Origin of the sequence: Streptosporangium sp. H16 (assembly GCF_051918855.1) — a bacterium.
In the GTDB taxonomy this organism is placed as follows: Bacteria; Actinomycetota; Actinomycetes; order Streptosporangiales; family Streptosporangiaceae; genus Streptosporangium.
In genome coordinates, this window is the sequence record NZ_JBPXMD010000048.1 from 1 (window position 1) to 16134 (window position 16134).

The following is a 16134-nucleotide window of genomic DNA, read 5'->3' on the forward strand; positions in this document are numbered from 1 at the left end:
ACGGCGGCGGCCTCGGCGGCGGACAGGCCGGCCTCCTCATCGGGAAGGGTGAACAGGTCGGGGGTGGGAGTGGCCAGTCTGAGCCGTCCGGGGGACCAGCCGTTCATCATCGGTCGCCACGGGTCCGCTCCGGCGGCGACCAGGGCGCGGGCGTTGTCGGGGCGGTTGTTGAAGACGGCTTCCCAGAGCGCGGTACGGCCTTCGTGCTCCGCGTCGACGTCGTCGACGCGCCGGGTCAGCTCCGCGACCACCTCGGGTGAGCCGCGCTCGGCCGCCTCGTGAAGCGGCCGTCCATGGAAGGACACCCCTGAGTTCGGGTCGGCTCCCGCGTCGAGCCGGGCACGGATCAGGCCGAGGTTCGTCCAGCCGTCCCAGCCGATGCCGGACCATCCGGATCCATCGTTGACGGCCATGGCCTCTCCCTAAGGGGATGTACGGGATGTATGACCGCCGATCATGGCGTACGAGGCCGACAGATTCGGGCCGCGGCGATGCGGTCCGGCAGAGCCCCGTTCCCGCGGTGTTGACGATCTCGCGCATCGCGTGGTTGTTCCGTACGGTTCTGATCAGCCCCGTTGGCGACGCAAGTCCATCAGGCATGCGTGTGCCATGGCCGCGAACTCCGGGTGCCGTGTCGCGATGACCCGCTCGAACGCCGCCTCGGCGTCCGCGACGCGACCCGCGGTGAACCACAGGGCGCCGAGCTGGGTCAGCGCTCCCGGCGACTCGTCGGGATGACCTGAATCCACCGCGCGCTGCAACGCGCGCATCGCCTCTTCGGTATGGCCCTCTCCGGCGAGCAGGCCCCCCAGATTGAACGCCCCTTTCGGCGCGGCCTGCGGGTGGCCCGACTCCATGGCGAGGGGCAGGAAGGTCCGGGCCTGCTTGGTGTCACCTTCGTAGAACAGGATGATCCCCAGGTTCAGCGCGGACATCGCCGCCGCCTCAGGATTGGGAGAGTTCACGGCCATCCGGTACGCGCGCTGGGCGCCGCGCGCATCACCGCGAGATTCCAGCACCACCCCCCAGTTGAAGGCTGCCATCCCGGCGGGGGACGGGCTGCCCTTGGTCGCGAGCAGGCGCAGCATTTCCTCCGCCGCGGCGACGTCACCTTTCTCGTAGGTACTCTTCGCCACCGCGATCGCCAGTTCCTCGGCCTCGGAACCGCTCACCTGGGCAGTGGGGATACCCCGTTTCCGCGCCGCCGCCAGCAAGAGGTCGGCGAAAGAGTCGGATTCGGCCGCACGTCGTCGCCAGCGTTCAGGCTACCACCGCATCCCCTGTCACCCCTTCGGCGAAGAGCCTTGCCTCATCCTTCAGCCACCCTCCTCGCGGGTCAACACAAAGCGGTGGCGAAAATTCGGAGTGGCCGACGACCGATGGGAGTGCCACTCGCGTGAGGCGGAGCCCCTTTTCTACCTAGGACGGTCGCGACCGGCGGAGTTTTGCCCGCAACCGTCGGATGCGCCGCCATCAGAAGGTGAGACCGCACCTTTTGAGTATGGGCAGAGGTGAGACATCCCAGGTGGGCGTGCGGACCTCAAACCCGAAGTATGCGCTCTGGCCCGGCCGGATGACTTTGTTCCACTCCACATGGGTCCACAGGTACTCCGTCACCTTCGTCACGTTCCAGTACTGCGGAATGACCGAGCCCGAGGGAAAGCGGATGGCCGTCCTCCAGTCGGTCGACGGCATCGCGCTGACGTTGGTGAGCGTCGCATCGACCTGCCACCTCACCTGCCCGTCGATGGTCGGCCAGGCGTTGGCCTTGAACGTTAACGTGCAGGTGACGGCGGCGCGGGCGGGAGTCACGATGGTGAGTGCGCCGACCGTACCGAGCAGGACGGCGACCAGCCCCGCGGTCAGACGCCGTCGCAGGGGGACACGCCGGTCTGTCATGGGCCTCTCCTGTCAGGAAATGCGCGCGGCAGGCCGCACGCATCAGGGGGAGCCGATCGCTACGATCAGCATCGACTGTTATCAATAGAAAGGAATGTCACGGCGTAGGGCATTGAGCTCACGCGAGCGAGCGCATCGAGTATTGTCTGGACCCGCCGGCGATCTTTTGGCTCCCACGATCAACGTGTCGACACGGAGAACGCGGCTTCGCGCTGTTCACCCAACGCCGGCGGACCCTGCGACACGCCGCCGCCGGCCCGAGTCTTCGAATACCGCTACCTACGAAATGCTTATTGAGATCACCTCACTGACTCCGCGCCACGATCGGTCCGCAGCCGGCTTTCGTGCTGTGGTCACAATACGGCGGGGGACTGGCCTTGAATATGCCCATCCCCCATAGACACCAGATTGTGTGGTCGAACGCCTTCGACGGGTTTCGTACGGCCCGCTCGCTTACATCGCGGTTTTCCCAGCCAGTCGACTTGCCTGGGAGAATCGCGGCCACCCGGCTCTCCGCGAACAGATCAAATCGCTGCGTGAGCCGGAAAAGAAACGTTCACGACATACTGCCCGCGACCGTCAGCCTCCTGCTGAAGCGACGCCGCCCCGATCGGCATGCGATCCCTCACTGCCGGACTGGCGTGACCCCGGACGGATGCGGATGTCCGGCCATGGGCAGATGTCGCATGATCCGGTGAGGCGATGCCGTCCCAACGCGCCCGCGGAGATCAGTGCTCATGGATTGCTGCCCTTTTTGTCCGTGTCGGTGCGCCCAGACGGGTATGTCCGGGCACACCGGAATGGTGAGGGACGACGTGGGGGGCGCCCGGTCCTGGACGAGTGCTCATTCGCCTGGCGCGTGCTGCCGGAGGAAGTCTCGCGCCGCGGCTTGTGCCTGACTCGCCTTCGGGCTGAGCCAGAAGCCCAGGTGATCGTCGTGTTCCATCCAGTACCGTTCTGCGCCGGGTATCCGCTCGGCTGCGAACTTCCCGTGGTCGAACGGCACATCGCCGTCTTGTGTGCCGTGGATCAGTAGTGCCGGAGCCGAGATCCGCTCCAGAGGCGGCTTTCCACGTCGGGCTTGCACCGCGTCGTTGTCCGTGCCCGCCCAGCGCTTCTGGTAGGGGAACGTCGTATCGAACATCGCTTTGAAGAGCTCCCGCACATGTGGCGTGTTCATGATGTGCGAGACGCGCTCCGCCCGTTGCCCGTCGGTGTAGGTGCTGGTCTCGCTCAACGTCCCCGCGACGACGGTCTCGAACGAGACCTCCGCCGTCAGCCGGGCCAGCTTCTGGCCCACCGTGTCCAGGAACGCTCTCCGCAGTGGCGAGCCCGTCCCGGCAGGCCGCGGTTTGCTCACTCCGCCGATGGAAACCAGTGCCCAGATCCGATCCGGATGGCGCGCGGCGAAGGTGTAGCCCACCGGGCTTCCTGCCGAGACCGCGAGGACTCCGACTCGGTCGATGCCGAGCTCGTCCAGCAGCGCCGCGAGCAGATCCGCCTGCTCCTCGTCGGTCCGGCCGCTCTCCAGCGGCGTTCCGAGGTAGCCGGGCCGTGAGGGGCTGAGAATGCGGAACCCGTCCTTCTGCAGCCAACCGGCGAACAGCCGTCCCTGGTCGGCTCCACCGAGCCCGGCGTGAACAGACAGCAGCACAGGGCCTTCTGTGCCGTGCAGGTCGTACTCGACCGGACCGAGCCGTGTCATGGCGGTCCGCAGATCGATCCGGACGTCACGGAGGATCGCCCGGCGTGGATCGGTGTCGATGCCGCCGTCCCAGAGGACGAGCCCGGCGACTCCCAGTGCCGGCACCCCGATCAGAACAGCGAGCGTCACACTGACGATCCTGACGACTCTTCGTTTCCACATGGCTTCACATCCTTCGGGTATCCGGTTCGGGTTGACGGCGGCGTCTCGCGGAGAGCCGAGCTCTTTCAACGGGTCTCGGGCCGGGTGAGGACAGCGATGCTGATTACCAGTGCAAAAGCAGATAAAGCGGTCAGAGTGCGGATCGTGTGGAAGAGCTCCCACCTTTGAAGGATCTCGGTGTGACCGGCCGGGGCGGAGGCGGCGGCGGCCCATCGCCTGATGTGGGCGTGCAGCGGGATGTTGCCGAAGACCGTCACCAGCAGCGAAGCCACTGTCAGGGCGCCGGCCCCGAGCGCCAGGCGCCGTGGCAGGCCGTGGCAGACGACGGCCAGGCCGAACGAGGTGAGGATCGCCAGCGCCATCGCACTCTGCATGATCGGCTCGTTGACCTCCATCATCGCGGTGTGGAAGGTCAGACGCACGTCCAGCGGGACGGTCCCGAAGGTGGGGACCACGTTGGCCGCGCCGTACCCGAAGGCTCCGGCGAGCAGCCCGGTGGCCAGCAGTGCGGCCCCGTGGACGTACCTGGCTGGGGTTCTCATGGCCGTAATCGTCGCTCGCCCGCCGACGCCGGTCGTCGCACCGCAGGAGACTTTCACCCGTACGACATCGGGAGGAGAGACGGTCTCTCTACGACACCGGGAGTAGGCACGCACCATGGCGCCACGCGGATGAGGAAGGTTCCATCTCGCCCGTAAAGTGCGGGGAGTTCGATCCGAGCGGGCGCGCCAAGGTGTCCGACGTCATCGCCGGCATGGCCCTGGCGGTCGTGCTCGGTGCCGGAGCCACGACGGTACCCGGCGTCGGGCCGCTGAGCTACGTGGTGGTCGCGATCGGCTGCCTCGCCGGATACGGCGGGGAGCGTCGTCCCGCCCCAGCCGTGAGCTCGGCCCAGCCGTGAGCACGGCCCAGAGCAGTGTCGTGGTCACGGTCGCGCTGAGGACGATCGCCACCACCTGTCGCAGCAGGACCCACCCTCGCGGCGTGCCGGAAGCGACGAGCATGGCGGACGTGAGCCGGGGGAATCACCAGGAGCTCGAGGACGCTCGCGCCGGGTACGCCGAATCGGACCGGGTACCTCCTGAAGCGCTGACGTCCCTTCGACTCGGCCTTGAACTCCGCGGGCGTCAGGGGTCGAGGAACATCGGAGCGAGAAGGGGTGCCAAAGACACGTGATCATGGTCTTTGGCGTGACGATCAGCCGGGCCCGGTGGTTCCGGTGATCAGTACGAACAGAGGCAGGCCCATGTTGTGGACGGTGTGGACGGCCACCGCGGGCCAGATCGACCCGCTGCGGCGCATCGCTTCGGCGGCGATGACGCCCACCACGAACGCCGTGGTCATGGCGATGTTGACGCCGTGGAAGAGGGCGAAGATCGCCGAGCTGGACAGGACGCCGACGACGGGCCCGTAGCGCAGCAGGGCGTTGGTGACGACACCGCGGAAGAGGAACTCCTCGCCGATGGGGGTGAGGACGGCCAGGAAGGCGAAGGTCAGGATCAGGGGCAGCACGCCGCCGCCGGCCGCGTCGTAGTACGGGCCCTGGGGATTGGCGTCGAACCCGGTCAGGGTGATGACGGCGTAGTTAACCACGCCTTTGAGCACGAACGCGATCACGCCCGCGGCCGCGCCGATGCCCATCCAGCGCCAGGTGGTGCGGCGCACGCCGAAGGCGCCCCAGGAGCGGACGCGGATCAGTGCGGCCGCGGCGAAGCCGACGAGGCAGACGATGCCCGACCAGGCGGCCAGGGTCAGCCCGTACACCACCGCGTCCAACTCCAGCCCCAGCGGGCCGAGGAACGGAAGCACGGCCGTGGCGGCCGCCATCGCGAGCAGGCCGACCACGATCTCGGGCCAGCCCGGGCGCGCTGGAAAAGTGGAGGACATGCCGTCGATTCCAGCAGTCGCCGTGCTCGGCGGGCAGTGCGACCACGTCACGACCTCGTCATGACATTTCCTGGCCGAACGTATGACGCAGCGTCACTGGTGGCGCCACGAAACGCGGAGAATAACGGACACTCGGCGCTATTTGCTCCCGGAAAGTCACTCGTGGGCACCGAAGCCCCGCGCATCCCGCCGACGGCCGCCGCGACCGTCTTCCTCTCGTGAACACCCCGGCGTGGCGTTCGAACGCGCCCGCGGGCGCACGCCACCTGGCGCCACTCCTCATGATCGATTGTAGGGTGAGGCGTTCGCTCCCATCCCCTCCGAATCCCCAGGAAGCGTCCCGTGTCACGTCGTCACCGCTCGGCCCTGCCCGCCCTGCTCGTCACCGGCCTGTACGGCGCCGCGCTGACGGTCGCCGTCGTCGTCGCCCTGGTCTCCGGCGACCTCGGCCCGTTGTGGTGGCTGACGCTGTTCGCGACCGTGACCGAAGGTGTCGCGGTGACAGGGCAGAGCCTGCTCCTCCTGGTCCTGGCCGGGCTGTCCTGGGCGTGGGGGATCTGGCAGATCCTGCGCGGGCCGCCGGCGGGGCCGCAGCCCCAGCAGGACCGGAACACTCTGCGGTTGCGGGTGGCGCTCTACGTCGCGACGGCCACGACGTGGCTGCTTTACGGCACCGAGTCGTGGATCTGGGTAGATGCGACGGTGATCGTCTCTGCGGCGATGTGGGTGGTCGTGCTGCTGTTCATGCGGGTGCTGGGCCGCGACCGGCAGTACACGGGGGGCGCGGGGGTGCTGGGGTACGGCGGGTTCACCGTCATCGGCGTGCTCGACCTCGTCGGCCGGCCCGTCCCGGATGAGGTGGAGCTGATCTGCGGCCTGGCCGGCCTGGCCTGGGCAGTGCTGATCCTGCGGGCCCAGTGGCACGACGACCGCTGGGAGACGGCGACCGTCGCATACGGTATCGCCGCCCTGGTGGTGCCCATCTTTCTGGTGCTGGTGGCATTGCCGTTCCCGGAGGAGGAAAGCGCCGCCGAGGCTCTCGGTGTGGTCTCGAGCGTCCTGATGATGATCTGGCTGGCCCGCTCCGCCCACGACCTCGCCGCCCCGCGTCCCCAACCGGCCGAGGTCACCGCCGGGCGGTGACCATCCAAAGCTCTCCGCCCAGGCGGACGCCTTCAGGACCCGCGTAAGGCCGCAGCGCGTCCTCCAGAACGGTTCGGGCGGCGTCGGCCGTCATGACCGCGTCGTCGAGAATCGCGCGAACGGGGCCGGTGCCGAGGAAGAAGCCGGCGGCGCTCGCGGCGTCCTGGCCGAAGAACAGGGGAACCTCGACGGCGGTCGTCGTGACGGACCCGAAGCCCGCCCCGCCGAGCACGTCTTCTATCCTCCCCCGGTCGGCGAGCGAGAACATCCCAGGTTCGTACGCGTTCGTGGAGGGCTCGGGAGGCCCGGTCAGGGCGGAGATCGGGATGGTGTACCACTCGCATCGGGTCATCTGCCGGGGGCACACGAAGACGAGGCGGCCCGCGGGTTTCAGGGCGCGGCCGATATTGGCGAAGGCGGCCACGGGGTCGGCGAAGAACATGATTCCGAACTGGCTGATGGCCACGTCGAACTCGCCGTCGCCCAAGGGATGGACCTGGGCGTCCCCTTCCTCGAACCGGAGGTTGGCGAGCCCGGTTCGGGCCTGGTCGGCGCGGGCCCGTTCCAGCATCGGCCGGGAGAGGTCGAGTCCCACGGCATGTCCGCGGGACGCCTGACGAGCTGCCAGGATGGTCGTCTCGCCCGCGCCGCATCCGATGTCCAGGACCTTGTCCGTTTCCTCTATCGCCGCGGCCTCGAACAACAGCCGCTGCAAGGCGGTGTTGCGGCCCGTGGTGCGGTCCGTGCTCTCGGCCCAATGGGTTCCTTCGGGCCCGTTCCATGAATTCGCCTGTGCGGCGTTCGGGAGGGACATGGGTCTCCTTTCACTCGGGTCGTTCGTTCGTGGCGCTGTGATCGACGGTCGTCAGGTGCTCGCGCAACTCCTCGAGAAGAGGCCGGGAGGGCTGAAGCGCGTCGATGTGCAGGACTCCGGCGGGAAGCGAGGTGGTGAACAGGTCGCGAGCCACCAGAGCCGCCACGGCGCCGGTGATCTGGCAGGAGTCGCGGCCCGTGACGGTGCTCGACACCGCGTTCCCCCCGGCGTCCGACGCCCTCACGTGGACGACGAAGCGGTCGGACCCGCGGTGCCACCGGGAGAGCGCTGACGCGAGTGGCGATTCGGCACGCAACCGACCCATCAGGGTGAAGAATCCGATGGCCGCGAGCCCGAAGAGGACCGAGGTGACGAGGGCCGAGTCGAAGCAGATCCGCGTGGTGACCGTGGTCCGCGACGATTCACCGATCGTCTGCTGGTCGGAGAAGGGGAACGGGTGGACGGTACGCGTCCCCCAGCCGGGAAGCCGGACGCGTGCTCGCCGGGCACCGGGCCGCCGCCGTCCGTCCGGGCGGGTGAGGCCGGCGACGATCCATCGCACCGAGTCCGCGCCGTGGTCGCCGCCCTGGCCCAGCAGGAGGCTGATGTCGACCCTGTTTCCCGACGGGAGGCGTTCGAGACAGTGACGGGCCAGCAGGTTGGTCAGCCCCGGGGCCACGCCGACGCTGAGAACGGCCGTCGCCCGGTTTCGCACCGCGAGCTTGTCCAGCGACTCGATCTCCCGGATCACCGAGGTGGACGCGCTGACGTCGACGTAGTGCACCCCCCGCCGCAGACACGCCTCGGCCAGTGCCGCATTGGCGCGCTCGACGCACATCACGACCACGGCCGCCTCGTCGAGCAGCCGATCCACATCGGCGGGATCGCCGACGTCGACGCCTTCCGCTCTGACCGCGGCGCCGGTGGATCGCGCCAAGGCCTGCGCCTTCGTCGGATCGCGCCCGGCCGCCACGGTCCGGCCGGGGAACCAGCGGCCGAGTTGTCGCGCGGTCGCGCCGCCGACCGCTCCGTACCCGCCGATGACGACGATCGACTTGCCCGCGCCGGGCCACTCCCGGTACTCGTCGGCGCTTGTGCGCATGCTGTGCCCTCGCAGTTCGGTGTCGGGAAGCGCTGAGGTTCCCAGGATCACGTGAGAGTGATATGCACACCACTGCGGATGTCTTATGGGGGACATGCGTGGCCCGCATGGCAGGCCGATCGGAGGGAGTGGCTCGCACATGCTTGATCCCTGGACGTTGCAGGTGATGGTCGAGGTGGAGGAACGCGGTTCCTTCTCGGCGGCGGCCGAAGCCCTGTCGATGACCCAGCCGGCCGTGTCACGGCAGATCGGCGGTCTGGAGCGCAGGCTCGGCGTGTCGCTCTTCCGGCGCACCGCGCGCGGCGTCGAGGCGACGGCGGCCGGTGAGATGGTCGTCAAGCAGGCGCGGGACGTCCTGGCGCGCCTGCGGGCTCTGGAGATGCGGGTGAACGCCTTCACCGGCGCCGAGACCGGGCATCTGCGCCTGTCGGCGTTCTCCAGCGCGAACACCTGGCTGATGCCGGAGGTCATCAGGCGGTTCAGCCGATCCCACCCCGGAGTGCGGCTGAGCCTGATGCGGGAGGACGCCGCGGGGCCGATGGCCGCGATCAAAGAGGCCCGGATCGACCTCACCCTGGTCACCGCCTGGAACCTGTACGCGGATCCGCCGGCGGCCAAGCGCGACTCGTCGGCCGAGCCCCTCGATCCCGCCGACCTCACCGGGGTCGATCTGCTGCCGTTGCTGGATGAGGAGTTCCAGGTCGCCTTGCCGGCCGACCATCGGCTGGCCAGGCTCAGCCAGGTGCCGCTGTCCGATCTGTGTGATGAGGTGTGGATCGAAGGCGGTTACCCCGACTGCCTCGGCCCGCTCCCGCAGCTCGCCGAAGCCCTGGGCCGACCCCCTCGGATCGGGTTCTTCTGCGAGGACTGGAACGGCAGGCAGGCCCTGGTCGCGGGCGGATCCGGCGTCATGCTCGTGCCCACGCTGGTGCGGGGCGCCGTACACCCGGGGGTGGTGATGAGGCCGACCGTTCCTTCGCTCCCTTCCCGCCGGTTGTACGCGGCCTCCCTGGCGCCGCCTTTCCGCCTCCCGGCCGTGACCGCCCTGCTGGACGTGATCGTCCGCGTGAGCCGGGAGCAGACCCGGGCCTGATCCGCCGGGCAATGGGTGGATCTCTCAGCGTCGCAGCCGGCCGCGGTACGCGGCGCTCTTGGCCCGGGCGGTGCAGGCGGGGCCACAGTACCGGCGCGATCCGTTGCGCGTGAGGTCGACGTAGACGGCGTCGCACCGATCGGCCGAGCACCGTCCGAAGCGCTCGGCCCCGTAGCCGTCCACGATCAGCGCCAGGGCGGTGGCGAACTCACCGCCCATCGCCTCCACGTAGGTGCCGCCCTGCCCGTGGAAGTGCAGGTGGAAGGGCTGACCGACGTCCTCCACCAGGTACGGCTGCGCGCCGTACCTGCGGATCATGGCGTTGATGAGCGCGGCCTGGTCCGCCGCCCGCTCCGCCAGCAGCGCCTCCCGCAGCTCCCCGGCCAGTTCGGCGAGGCGTTCCCCGGCGTCGGAGTCGTCCCGGAGCGCGGTCGCGACGCGGTCTCCGGCGGTGGAGGCGAACGCGGCCACCAGGTCGTCGCCGCGAGGGCACGGTGTGGCGACGCCACCCCGCCGCTGGGAGGTCGCCAGATTGACCAGCTCGGTGATCAACGGCACCTGCCGGGTCACGTTACAGGCTATTTCCACTTGACCAGTAACACCTTCTCGTGATGCGTTATGGGCTAAACAAGATTCGATGGTAACGGAGGCGTTGTGGTCACGTCCTATCGCCGCTTCCTCTCCCATCCGGGGGTGCCCTTCCTGCTCGCCGTGGAGGTGATCGCCAGGCTCAGCACTCCGATGCTCGGTCTCGCGCTGCTGCTGTCCGCCGCCGGTCAGGACGGCACGTACGCGACGGCCGGGCTCGTCCTCACCGGGCACGCCCTCTCCCTGGCCGGGTGCGCTCCCCTCGGCGGCCGCCTTGCCGACCGTCACGGCCCGCGCCGCACCCTCACGGCCTACCTCGGAGCCCACGCCGTCTCCTACGTGCTGCTCCTCGCCGCTCATCGGGCCGGGCCCGCCGCGATGGTCGGCACGGCGGTCCTTCTCGGCGCGACCACACCGCCCGTCTCGGCCGTCATCAGGGCCAACTGGCCCCGGCTCGTCCCGCCCGGCTCGCTGAAGACCGCCTACGCCGTGGACAACGCCGTCAACGAGGTGATGTTCATCCTCGGCCCCCTCCTCGTCCCTGTCCTGATGCTGGCCATGCCGGCGTACGGCGTGGTCGCCACGGCGGGCGCCGCCCTGCTCGTCGGCGGCGCGCTGACACTCCTCGCACCATCCGTCCGGCAGGCCGGACCCTCGAACACGCCGGCGGCGACCGGGTCCAGGCTGACAAGGCTGGCCGGGCCGCTGGCCCATCGCCCGACCCTGACCCTGCTGGTGCTGGCGGCGTTCGGCACCTTCACCTTCGGCTGCCTGCGCATCGCCACCGTGGCGGCGGCCACGGCGTCCGGCGCACCGTCATCGGCCGGAGTGCTGATGGCGCTGTTGTCCGCCGGCGCGCTCGCCGGCGCGCTCGGCTTCGGGGCCCGCGACCGGCCCGTCTCCGCCAGACGATTACTCGTCGTGATCTCGGTGGCCGACGGCGTCGTCATGGCGGCCGCCGCCCAGGCCCCGAATCTCCTCGTGCTGGCCGCGCTGATCACCGTGATCGGACTGGTGACGGGACCCCGTGACGCGCTCCATCCCACCCTGCTCGCCGAACACGCTCCCGCCCGCCACCGAACCGAGGTCTTCGCCTGGTTGAACACCTTCATGTGGACGGGCTACGGCCTGGGAACCGCCGTCGCGGGCTATCTGAGCGAGTCGGACACCGGCGGAGCGGCGGCGTTCACGGCCGCCTCGGTGGTCGCCCTGTCAAGCGCGATCGTCGCGGCCGTCGCCTACCGCCCGCATCACACGCCACCGAACGAGCGGGAAACGATTCATCCTGTTCCGGGAAGCGATCGTTAGGCGTCCGATCCGTTCCAGGTCAGACCCTCTCGTGAACACCGCGTCAGGTCAAAGGCCGTTTCCGAGCAACCGGGAACGGCCTTTCGCGTTGCCGGGTGACCGACTGAGTGACCAGCCCCGCCACCGGCGGTCGCCGCCTCCTCCATCGCGAGTTCGTTCAACTCGTCGAAGGCCATCACGTGCGGGTCGCGGCTCGACGCGTCAGCCGGCGCGGTCGAGGCGGGCGTTGTCGTCGTACGACTCGCGGGCGTCGAGCAGTTCGTCCCAGTGCTCCTGCGTCCAGGCGCAGGCGATCGCCATCGGCCGGAGCATGCTGTGGCCGAGCGGGGTCAGCTCGTACTCGACACGCGGGGTGGCGCTGGCGTGGACGGTGCGCTTGACCAGCCCGTCCCGTTCGAGGGAACGCAGTGACCGGGTGAGGACCTTGGGAGTGACGCGGCTCAGCGGCACGCGCAGCTCGGAGAACCGGCGCGGCCCGTGTTCGAGGCAGCGGATGACGAGCGCCGCCCACTTGTCGCCGAACCGGATCGGATTGAGCGAGGACGGGCACAGCTCGTCGAACATGTCGGCGGGCAGGGGTTCCCTCATGGCCTCACGATAGCCGGTATCCCAGCGGTAACCGGGGCCCTCGATAGCGTCCGCGAAGCGGCCGGGCGGATGGGATCCGGCCCCGGTGAAAGGTGGTTCGCCATGAACATCGTGGTCTTCGGCGCGGGCGGCAGGGCCGGTGGGCGGATCGTCGCCGAGGCGCACCGGCGTGGGCACCGGGTCACCGCCGTGGTGCGTGACCCCGCGGACCGCAGTGACCTGGCCGATGTGCGGGTGGTGGCGGGCGACGTCACGGACGGGACGAGCGTCGCGCACGCGGCCGCGGGGCACGACGCGGCCGTCAGCGCCGCCGCGGACCTGTCGGTGCCGCCGCACGAGTTCTTCACCGCGTCGGCTCGCGCCCTGACCACCGGCCTGGCGGAGGCGGGCGTGCGCCGGCTGGCGGTGGTCGGCCTCGCGTCGATCATGCCTGGGGCGTCGGGTGTTCCCCTGATGGACGAGCCCGGTTACCCCAACGAGTACCGCGCCTTCTATCTCGGCCACGCGGCGGGGCTCGCCGTGCTTCAGGGCTGCGACCTCGACTGGACGTACGTCGCGCCGGCCGGCGACTTCGACCACGCCGGCACGCGCACCGGCCGGTACCGGATCGCCGATCATGCGGACCCGGCCGCCAGGATCTCGTACGCGGACTTCGCGATCGCGCTGCTCGACGAGATCGAGACCCCTCGCCACCACCGCGCCGCCGTCGGCATCCGGGAGGCATGATGCCCGAGATCCATGACAGCCCGGATCCCTGGATCGCCGAGCACATCCGTCGTTTCCGGGAGACCGGCGGCCGGCCGCGGCCGGGCGTGAACGATCTCCTGCTGACGACCCGGGGCCGGAGAACCGGCGCGCTGCGCCGCACCGCGCTGGTCTACGGGCTCGACGGCGACCGCTACGTCCTGGTGGCCTCCAACCGTGGCGCCGACCGCCATCCAGCCTGGTACCTGAACCTGCTCGCCGACCCGTGCGTCACCGTGCAGGTCGGTACGGAGACCTTCGCCGCGCGAGCGCGTCCCGCCGTGGCCGCGGAGCGTCCGCCCCTATGGCGCCTGATGGTGTCGGCGCGGCCGGAGTACGCGGCCTACCAGGAGCGGACCACCCGCGAGATCCCCGTGGTCCTCCTGGAACGCCGGTGACGACCGGCACGGTGCTTTCGGGGCGCTTCTGGGCGGCGGTGGCCACGTCCTGACGCTCACGGCGAAGCTTGAGCGCGTCGGCGCGGCGCTTCGGGCCCACCGGGTGCGGCGCCTCGGGTTCACCGGGTGTAGGGCCCGGCGTCCCGGTGGGCGGGCGTCGTGGCGTGGCGAGAAGCGGCAGCGGGCCGGGAAAGCTCCGCACTCGCCGCAGCTTGATCAAATTTCTGGCGACTCGCTAGGGTTAGGCGCTTTGACCGCTCCGCCCTCCCGAGAGATGGCCATGCGTCGCTACCGTTTCGGCAGGATCGCCGCCCTGATCGCGCTCGGCCACCTCGTCGCGATCGCCGTGCTGGGCGTCTTCGCGCTGACCACCGACCAGGGCGATCTCCTCTGGAAGGTCGTCACCCGCGACTCCAGCATGGGCTGGTTCCTCGGTCCGGAGGAAGACACGTTCACCGTCCCGTGGGGGCTGGCGCTCGTCCTGGTCCTCATCGGGGCGCTCCAGGCGTGGGCCCTGTGGCAGGTGCTGCGCGGGCGCGCCCGCGGCGAGCTGACACGCCGGGGCAGGAAGGTCGGCCTGCTGCGGCTCGCCCTGTATGTCAGCGTCGGCCACGGCCTGATCAGCATCGTCAGCGTCCCGCTGATTCTCGCGTTGGAGATCTACTGGTTCTGGTCGGTGACGGGGATCGCCTCCGGTTTCGTGCAGCTGGCCATCGTCTGGCTGTTCTTCCTGGTGTTCCGTGACATCGTCTCCCGCAGGCTGCGGCTGTTCTCGCTCGTCGTCGGCGTCGTCGCCTGCGTGAGCGGCATCGGCCAGGAAATCACGGCCGCCTTCGACCTGGGCTCCGTCGCGCAGATCTTCACCCTTGCCGGAGGGTACGGCTACGTCTGGTCGGCGTGGTCGGTGTCGATCCTGATCGCCCAGGCCAGGGATCCCCGCTGGAGCGCGGCGACCGTCCGGATAGGCGTCATCGCGCAGGTGGTGTCCGTCCTCCAGCCCAGCGGAACCGTCTCCTTCGGCGGCAACGGGTTCCCCTACATCATCACGGTCTACACGCTCCTCGGCGCCGTCAGCGTCTTCGGGCTGGTGTGGAACGCCAGGACCGCCCACGAGCTGGCGAACCCCCTTCCGCGGCCGGTCCCGAGGCAGGCGCCGGCGCGGTCGGCGACCAGGCGGTGGCCACTGCCCGCCGTGGCGGTCGTGCTCCCGCTGATCCCCGCCGCCGTCAACCTCGCGCACGGCAGGTACCTCTGGATCGGTCCCAGAGGCACGATCGAGTATTTCGTCCGCGTGGACGGAGGCAGCGGGCACGCTCTGACCTGGTGGGTTCTGGACGCCTTCGTCGGTGTCGGCGGCCCCGCGCTGCTGATCCTGGCCGCCGTCCTGCGCCGGACCCGCCGCATCGTGCGGTTCGCGACGTCGGCGCTGACCATCGCCGCGGCCGTGGGCTTCGTCAGCGCGGTCACCGCGGTGCCGGTGTCAGACGACTTCGGCGACTTCTTCTACGAAGGCGCGCAGATCTACCCGGAGGGGCTGTTCACCCCGGGGAGGGACGGTGAGATCTTCTTCGGCATCTCACCGCTGTGGTACAGCGCGGCCCTGCTCGCCTCCGCCCTGCTCCTGCTGTTCCTGCACCCGGTCGCGCCCACCCGGCGCGTACGCCACCGCGTGCTGCTGGCCGGGCTCGCCACCCTGGTCACGCTCGGGTTCGTGCCCGTGGCGGACCAGGCCCGCAGCCCGGTCACCGCGGCCGAGGACTGCGCCCCGCGCGAGCCGTGGAGGGGCGAGCCCGAGGAACCCGAGCTCACCCGGGACCAGCGGTTCGTCTGCTCCCTGCGGCGGGGAAACCCGACCACGTTCGCCGCCACCGCGCCCGACTCCGTGGTCCTCGCCCGCGCCCGCTGGCTGTGCGGCATCTACACCCGCAACGATCCCCAGGAGGTCGCCCGCCTTCAGGCGACGGAGGGGCTGAAGCGCGATGACCTGGTCTACCCGCTCGCGGAGATCTGCCCCAGCGCCGGCGCCGTGGTCAAGGCCGCGGCCACCGAGCAGGAACGGGAGGACCAGGAGTGGGAGGACGACGCGCAGCGCATGTGCGACTCGAGGCCGCGCCACCGTCCGCTCATCAAACCGGCCAGGGTGATCCGCATGAAGGAACCCCAGTGGACGGACTACGGGATCGTGGAGGTGTACGAGCCGACCGAGGACGGCGGGGACCCGTTCGAGGACGGCCTGCTCGAGCGGACTCAGGAGGACGGCCTGGTGGCCGCCCTCCCCGGCCACCTGATGATCCGGACGCACTCGGACTTCGACCTCTGCGTCACGCTGGAGACCTACACCCGCCGCCCGCCGGTGGAGACCAGGGGCTGGGACCACGTCGCCGAGGTCGGCTACGAGAGCCCCACCGGCGAGATCGTGCTCAGGGACGATCTGGGTGGCGCCGAATTCCCCGACCTGTCACTCGACGGCCGTGCGGGTCACTACCGGATCCGCGTGCACTATGACTGGTTCACGTGGAAGGGAAAGCAGGGGAACGGCCAACGTCTGCTGATCATGGCGTTCCCCGGGAAGGGGGACAAGCCGGTCACGTACCGCAGGCCTCCCGACCGGTGAGCACGCCCCAAGCCGGCCGGTGGCCAGGCCGGAGCGGGTGTGGAGCTTCGGCCGACGATGCGACCCTCCGGGCCGGCTACCGCGTGGAA

At 69.8% G+C, this 16134-nt stretch carries 17 protein-coding genes; 7 read left to right on the top strand and 10 right to left on the bottom strand.

Translation table 11 applies throughout. The features are described 5' to 3' along the window. From ACTOQ2_RS40005 to ACTOQ2_RS40025, 5 genes are all read right to left on the bottom strand, one after another. On the bottom strand, positions 1-413 hold a 413-nt coding region (locus ACTOQ2_RS40005), incomplete at its 3' end, for an ankyrin repeat domain-containing protein (RefSeq protein WP_440106638.1). 153 nt (positions 414-566) lie between these two features. Further along, a complete protein-coding gene (locus tag ACTOQ2_RS40010) occupies positions 567-1172 on the bottom strand; it encodes a tetratricopeptide repeat protein (RefSeq protein ID WP_440106640.1) in 606 nt (201 codons plus the stop codon). Between the two features lie 301 nt (positions 1173-1473). After that, positions 1474-1899 carry a cellulose binding domain-containing protein gene (locus tag ACTOQ2_RS40015; RefSeq protein ID WP_440072516.1) on the bottom strand — a complete coding sequence of 142 codons (426 nt, stop codon included), beginning with the start codon at positions 1897-1899 and terminating at the stop codon, positions 1474-1476. 844 nt (positions 1900-2743) lie between these two features. Next, positions 2744-3835 (bottom strand): alpha/beta fold hydrolase, encoded by a 1092-nt coding sequence (locus ACTOQ2_RS40020; protein WP_440106642.1) that lies wholly within the window; start codon positions 3833-3835, stop codon positions 2744-2746. Next, a complete protein-coding gene (locus ACTOQ2_RS40025; RefSeq protein WP_440072518.1) occupies positions 3832-4308 on the bottom strand; it encodes an anthrone oxygenase family protein in 477 nt (158 codons plus the stop codon). The genes ACTOQ2_RS40020 and ACTOQ2_RS40025 overlap by 4 nt, the downstream gene beginning before the upstream one ends. A 191-nt stretch (positions 4309-4499) precedes the next feature. Here ACTOQ2_RS40025 and ACTOQ2_RS40030 point away from each other — a divergent pair, with 191 nt between their 5' ends. Beyond that, positions 4500-4667, top strand: coding sequence for a hypothetical protein (locus ACTOQ2_RS40030; RefSeq protein WP_440106644.1), 168 nt, complete (start codon positions 4500-4502; stop codon positions 4665-4667). 296 nt (positions 4668-4963) lie between these two features. On the opposite strand, the gene ACTOQ2_RS40035 is transcribed toward ACTOQ2_RS40030, so the two are convergent. Continuing rightward, complete coding sequence (locus tag ACTOQ2_RS40035; protein WP_440106646.1) at positions 4964-5653, bottom strand: lysostaphin resistance A-like protein; 690 nt, start codon at positions 5651-5653, stop codon at positions 4964-4966. 342 nt (positions 5654-5995) lie between these two features. On the opposite strand from ACTOQ2_RS40035, the gene ACTOQ2_RS40040 reads away from it, so the two are divergent. Beyond that, on the top strand, positions 5996-6796 hold the full coding sequence (locus tag ACTOQ2_RS40040) for a hypothetical protein (protein WP_440106648.1): 801 nt from the start codon (positions 5996-5998) through the stop codon (positions 6794-6796). Here the strand turns inward: ACTOQ2_RS40040 and ACTOQ2_RS40045 are convergent. Together ACTOQ2_RS40045 and ACTOQ2_RS40050 are read right to left on the bottom strand one after the other, a co-directional pair. Continuing rightward, the gene (locus tag ACTOQ2_RS40045; protein ID WP_440106650.1) at positions 6780-7610 is read right to left on the bottom strand and encodes a class I SAM-dependent methyltransferase; all 831 of its coding nucleotides are present in this window, start codon (positions 7608-7610) and stop codon (positions 6780-6782) included. The genes ACTOQ2_RS40040 and ACTOQ2_RS40045 overlap by 17 nt on opposite strands. 10 nt (positions 7611-7620) lie before the next feature. Beyond that, positions 7621-8763 carry a saccharopine dehydrogenase family protein gene (locus tag ACTOQ2_RS40050; protein ID WP_440106652.1) on the bottom strand — a complete coding sequence of 381 codons (1143 nt, stop codon included), beginning with the start codon at positions 8761-8763 and terminating at the stop codon, positions 7621-7623. A gap of 88 nt (positions 8764-8851) precedes the next feature. Here ACTOQ2_RS40050 and ACTOQ2_RS40055 point away from each other — a divergent pair, with 88 nt between their 5' ends. Next, positions 8852-9805: a LysR family transcriptional regulator gene (locus ACTOQ2_RS40055; RefSeq protein WP_440106654.1), complete on the top strand. Its 954-nt coding sequence runs from the start codon at positions 8852-8854 to the stop codon at positions 9803-9805. A gap of 24 nt (positions 9806-9829) precedes the next feature. Here ACTOQ2_RS40055 and ACTOQ2_RS40060 read toward each other — a convergent pair whose 3' ends face one another. Beyond that, entirely contained in the window at positions 9830-10393 is a 564-nt protein-coding gene (locus tag ACTOQ2_RS40060; protein WP_440106656.1) for a CGNR zinc finger domain-containing protein, read from the bottom strand. 66 nt (positions 10394-10459) lie between these two features. On the opposite strand from ACTOQ2_RS40060, the gene ACTOQ2_RS40065 reads away from it, so the two are divergent. After that, a complete protein-coding gene (locus ACTOQ2_RS40065) occupies positions 10460-11701 on the top strand; it encodes an MFS transporter (protein WP_440106658.1) in 1242 nt (413 codons plus the stop codon). Positions 11702-11902: 201 nt separating this feature from the next. On the opposite strand, the gene ACTOQ2_RS40070 is transcribed toward ACTOQ2_RS40065, so the two are convergent. After that, positions 11903-12289, bottom strand: coding sequence for a winged helix-turn-helix transcriptional regulator (locus ACTOQ2_RS40070; RefSeq protein ID WP_440106660.1), 387 nt, complete (start codon positions 12287-12289; stop codon positions 11903-11905). Positions 12290-12391: 102 nt separating this feature from the next. Between ACTOQ2_RS40070 and ACTOQ2_RS40075 the strand changes: the two genes are divergently transcribed. The 3 genes from ACTOQ2_RS40075 to ACTOQ2_RS40085 all read left to right on the top strand — a co-directional run bounded on the left by ACTOQ2_RS40075 (position 12392) and on the right by ACTOQ2_RS40085 (position 16045). After that, a complete protein-coding gene (locus tag ACTOQ2_RS40075) occupies positions 12392-13015 on the top strand; it encodes an NAD(P)-dependent oxidoreductase (RefSeq protein ID WP_440106662.1) in 624 nt (207 codons plus the stop codon). Then, entirely contained in the window at positions 13015-13431 is a 417-nt protein-coding gene (locus ACTOQ2_RS40080) for a nitroreductase family deazaflavin-dependent oxidoreductase (RefSeq protein ID WP_440072529.1), read from the top strand. Before ACTOQ2_RS40075 ends, ACTOQ2_RS40080 begins: the two co-directional genes overlap by 1 nt. Before the next feature lie 280 nt (positions 13432-13711). Then, positions 13712-16045: a hypothetical protein gene (locus tag ACTOQ2_RS40085; RefSeq protein WP_440106664.1), complete on the top strand. Its 2334-nt coding sequence runs from the start codon at positions 13712-13714 to the stop codon at positions 16043-16045. Positions 16046-16134 lie beyond the last annotated feature (89 nt).

Bases quoted from the DNA above. Each gene is read 5' to 3' on its own strand.
- ACTOQ2_RS40070 (WP_440106660.1), bottom strand. From the start codon at position 12,289: ATGAGGGAACCCCTGCCCGCCGACATGTTCGACGAGCTGTGCCCGTCC.
- ACTOQ2_RS40025 (WP_440072518.1), bottom strand. From the start codon at position 4,308: ATGAGAACCCCAGCCAGGTACGTCCACGGGGCCGCACTGCTGGCCACC.
- ACTOQ2_RS40075 (WP_440106662.1), top strand. From the start codon at position 12,392: ATGAACATCGTGGTCTTCGGCGCGGGCGGCAGGGCCGGTGGGCGGATC.
- ACTOQ2_RS40035 (WP_440106646.1), bottom strand. From the start codon at position 5,653: ATGTCCTCCACTTTTCCAGCGCGCCCGGGCTGGCCCGAGATCGTGGTC.
- ACTOQ2_RS40045 (WP_440106650.1), bottom strand. From the start codon at position 7,610: ATGTCCCTCCCGAACGCCGCACAGGCGAATTCATGGAACGGGCCCGAA.
- ACTOQ2_RS40080 (WP_440072529.1), top strand. From the start codon at position 13,015: ATGCCCGAGATCCATGACAGCCCGGATCCCTGGATCGCCGAGCACATC.
- ACTOQ2_RS40055 (WP_440106654.1), top strand. From the start codon at position 8,852: ATGCTTGATCCCTGGACGTTGCAGGTGATGGTCGAGGTGGAGGAACGC.
- ACTOQ2_RS40015 (WP_440072516.1), bottom strand. From the start codon at position 1,899: ATGACAGACCGGCGTGTCCCCCTGCGACGGCGTCTGACCGCGGGGCTG.
- ACTOQ2_RS40085 (WP_440106664.1), top strand. From the start codon at position 13,712: ATGCGTCGCTACCGTTTCGGCAGGATCGCCGCCCTGATCGCGCTCGGC.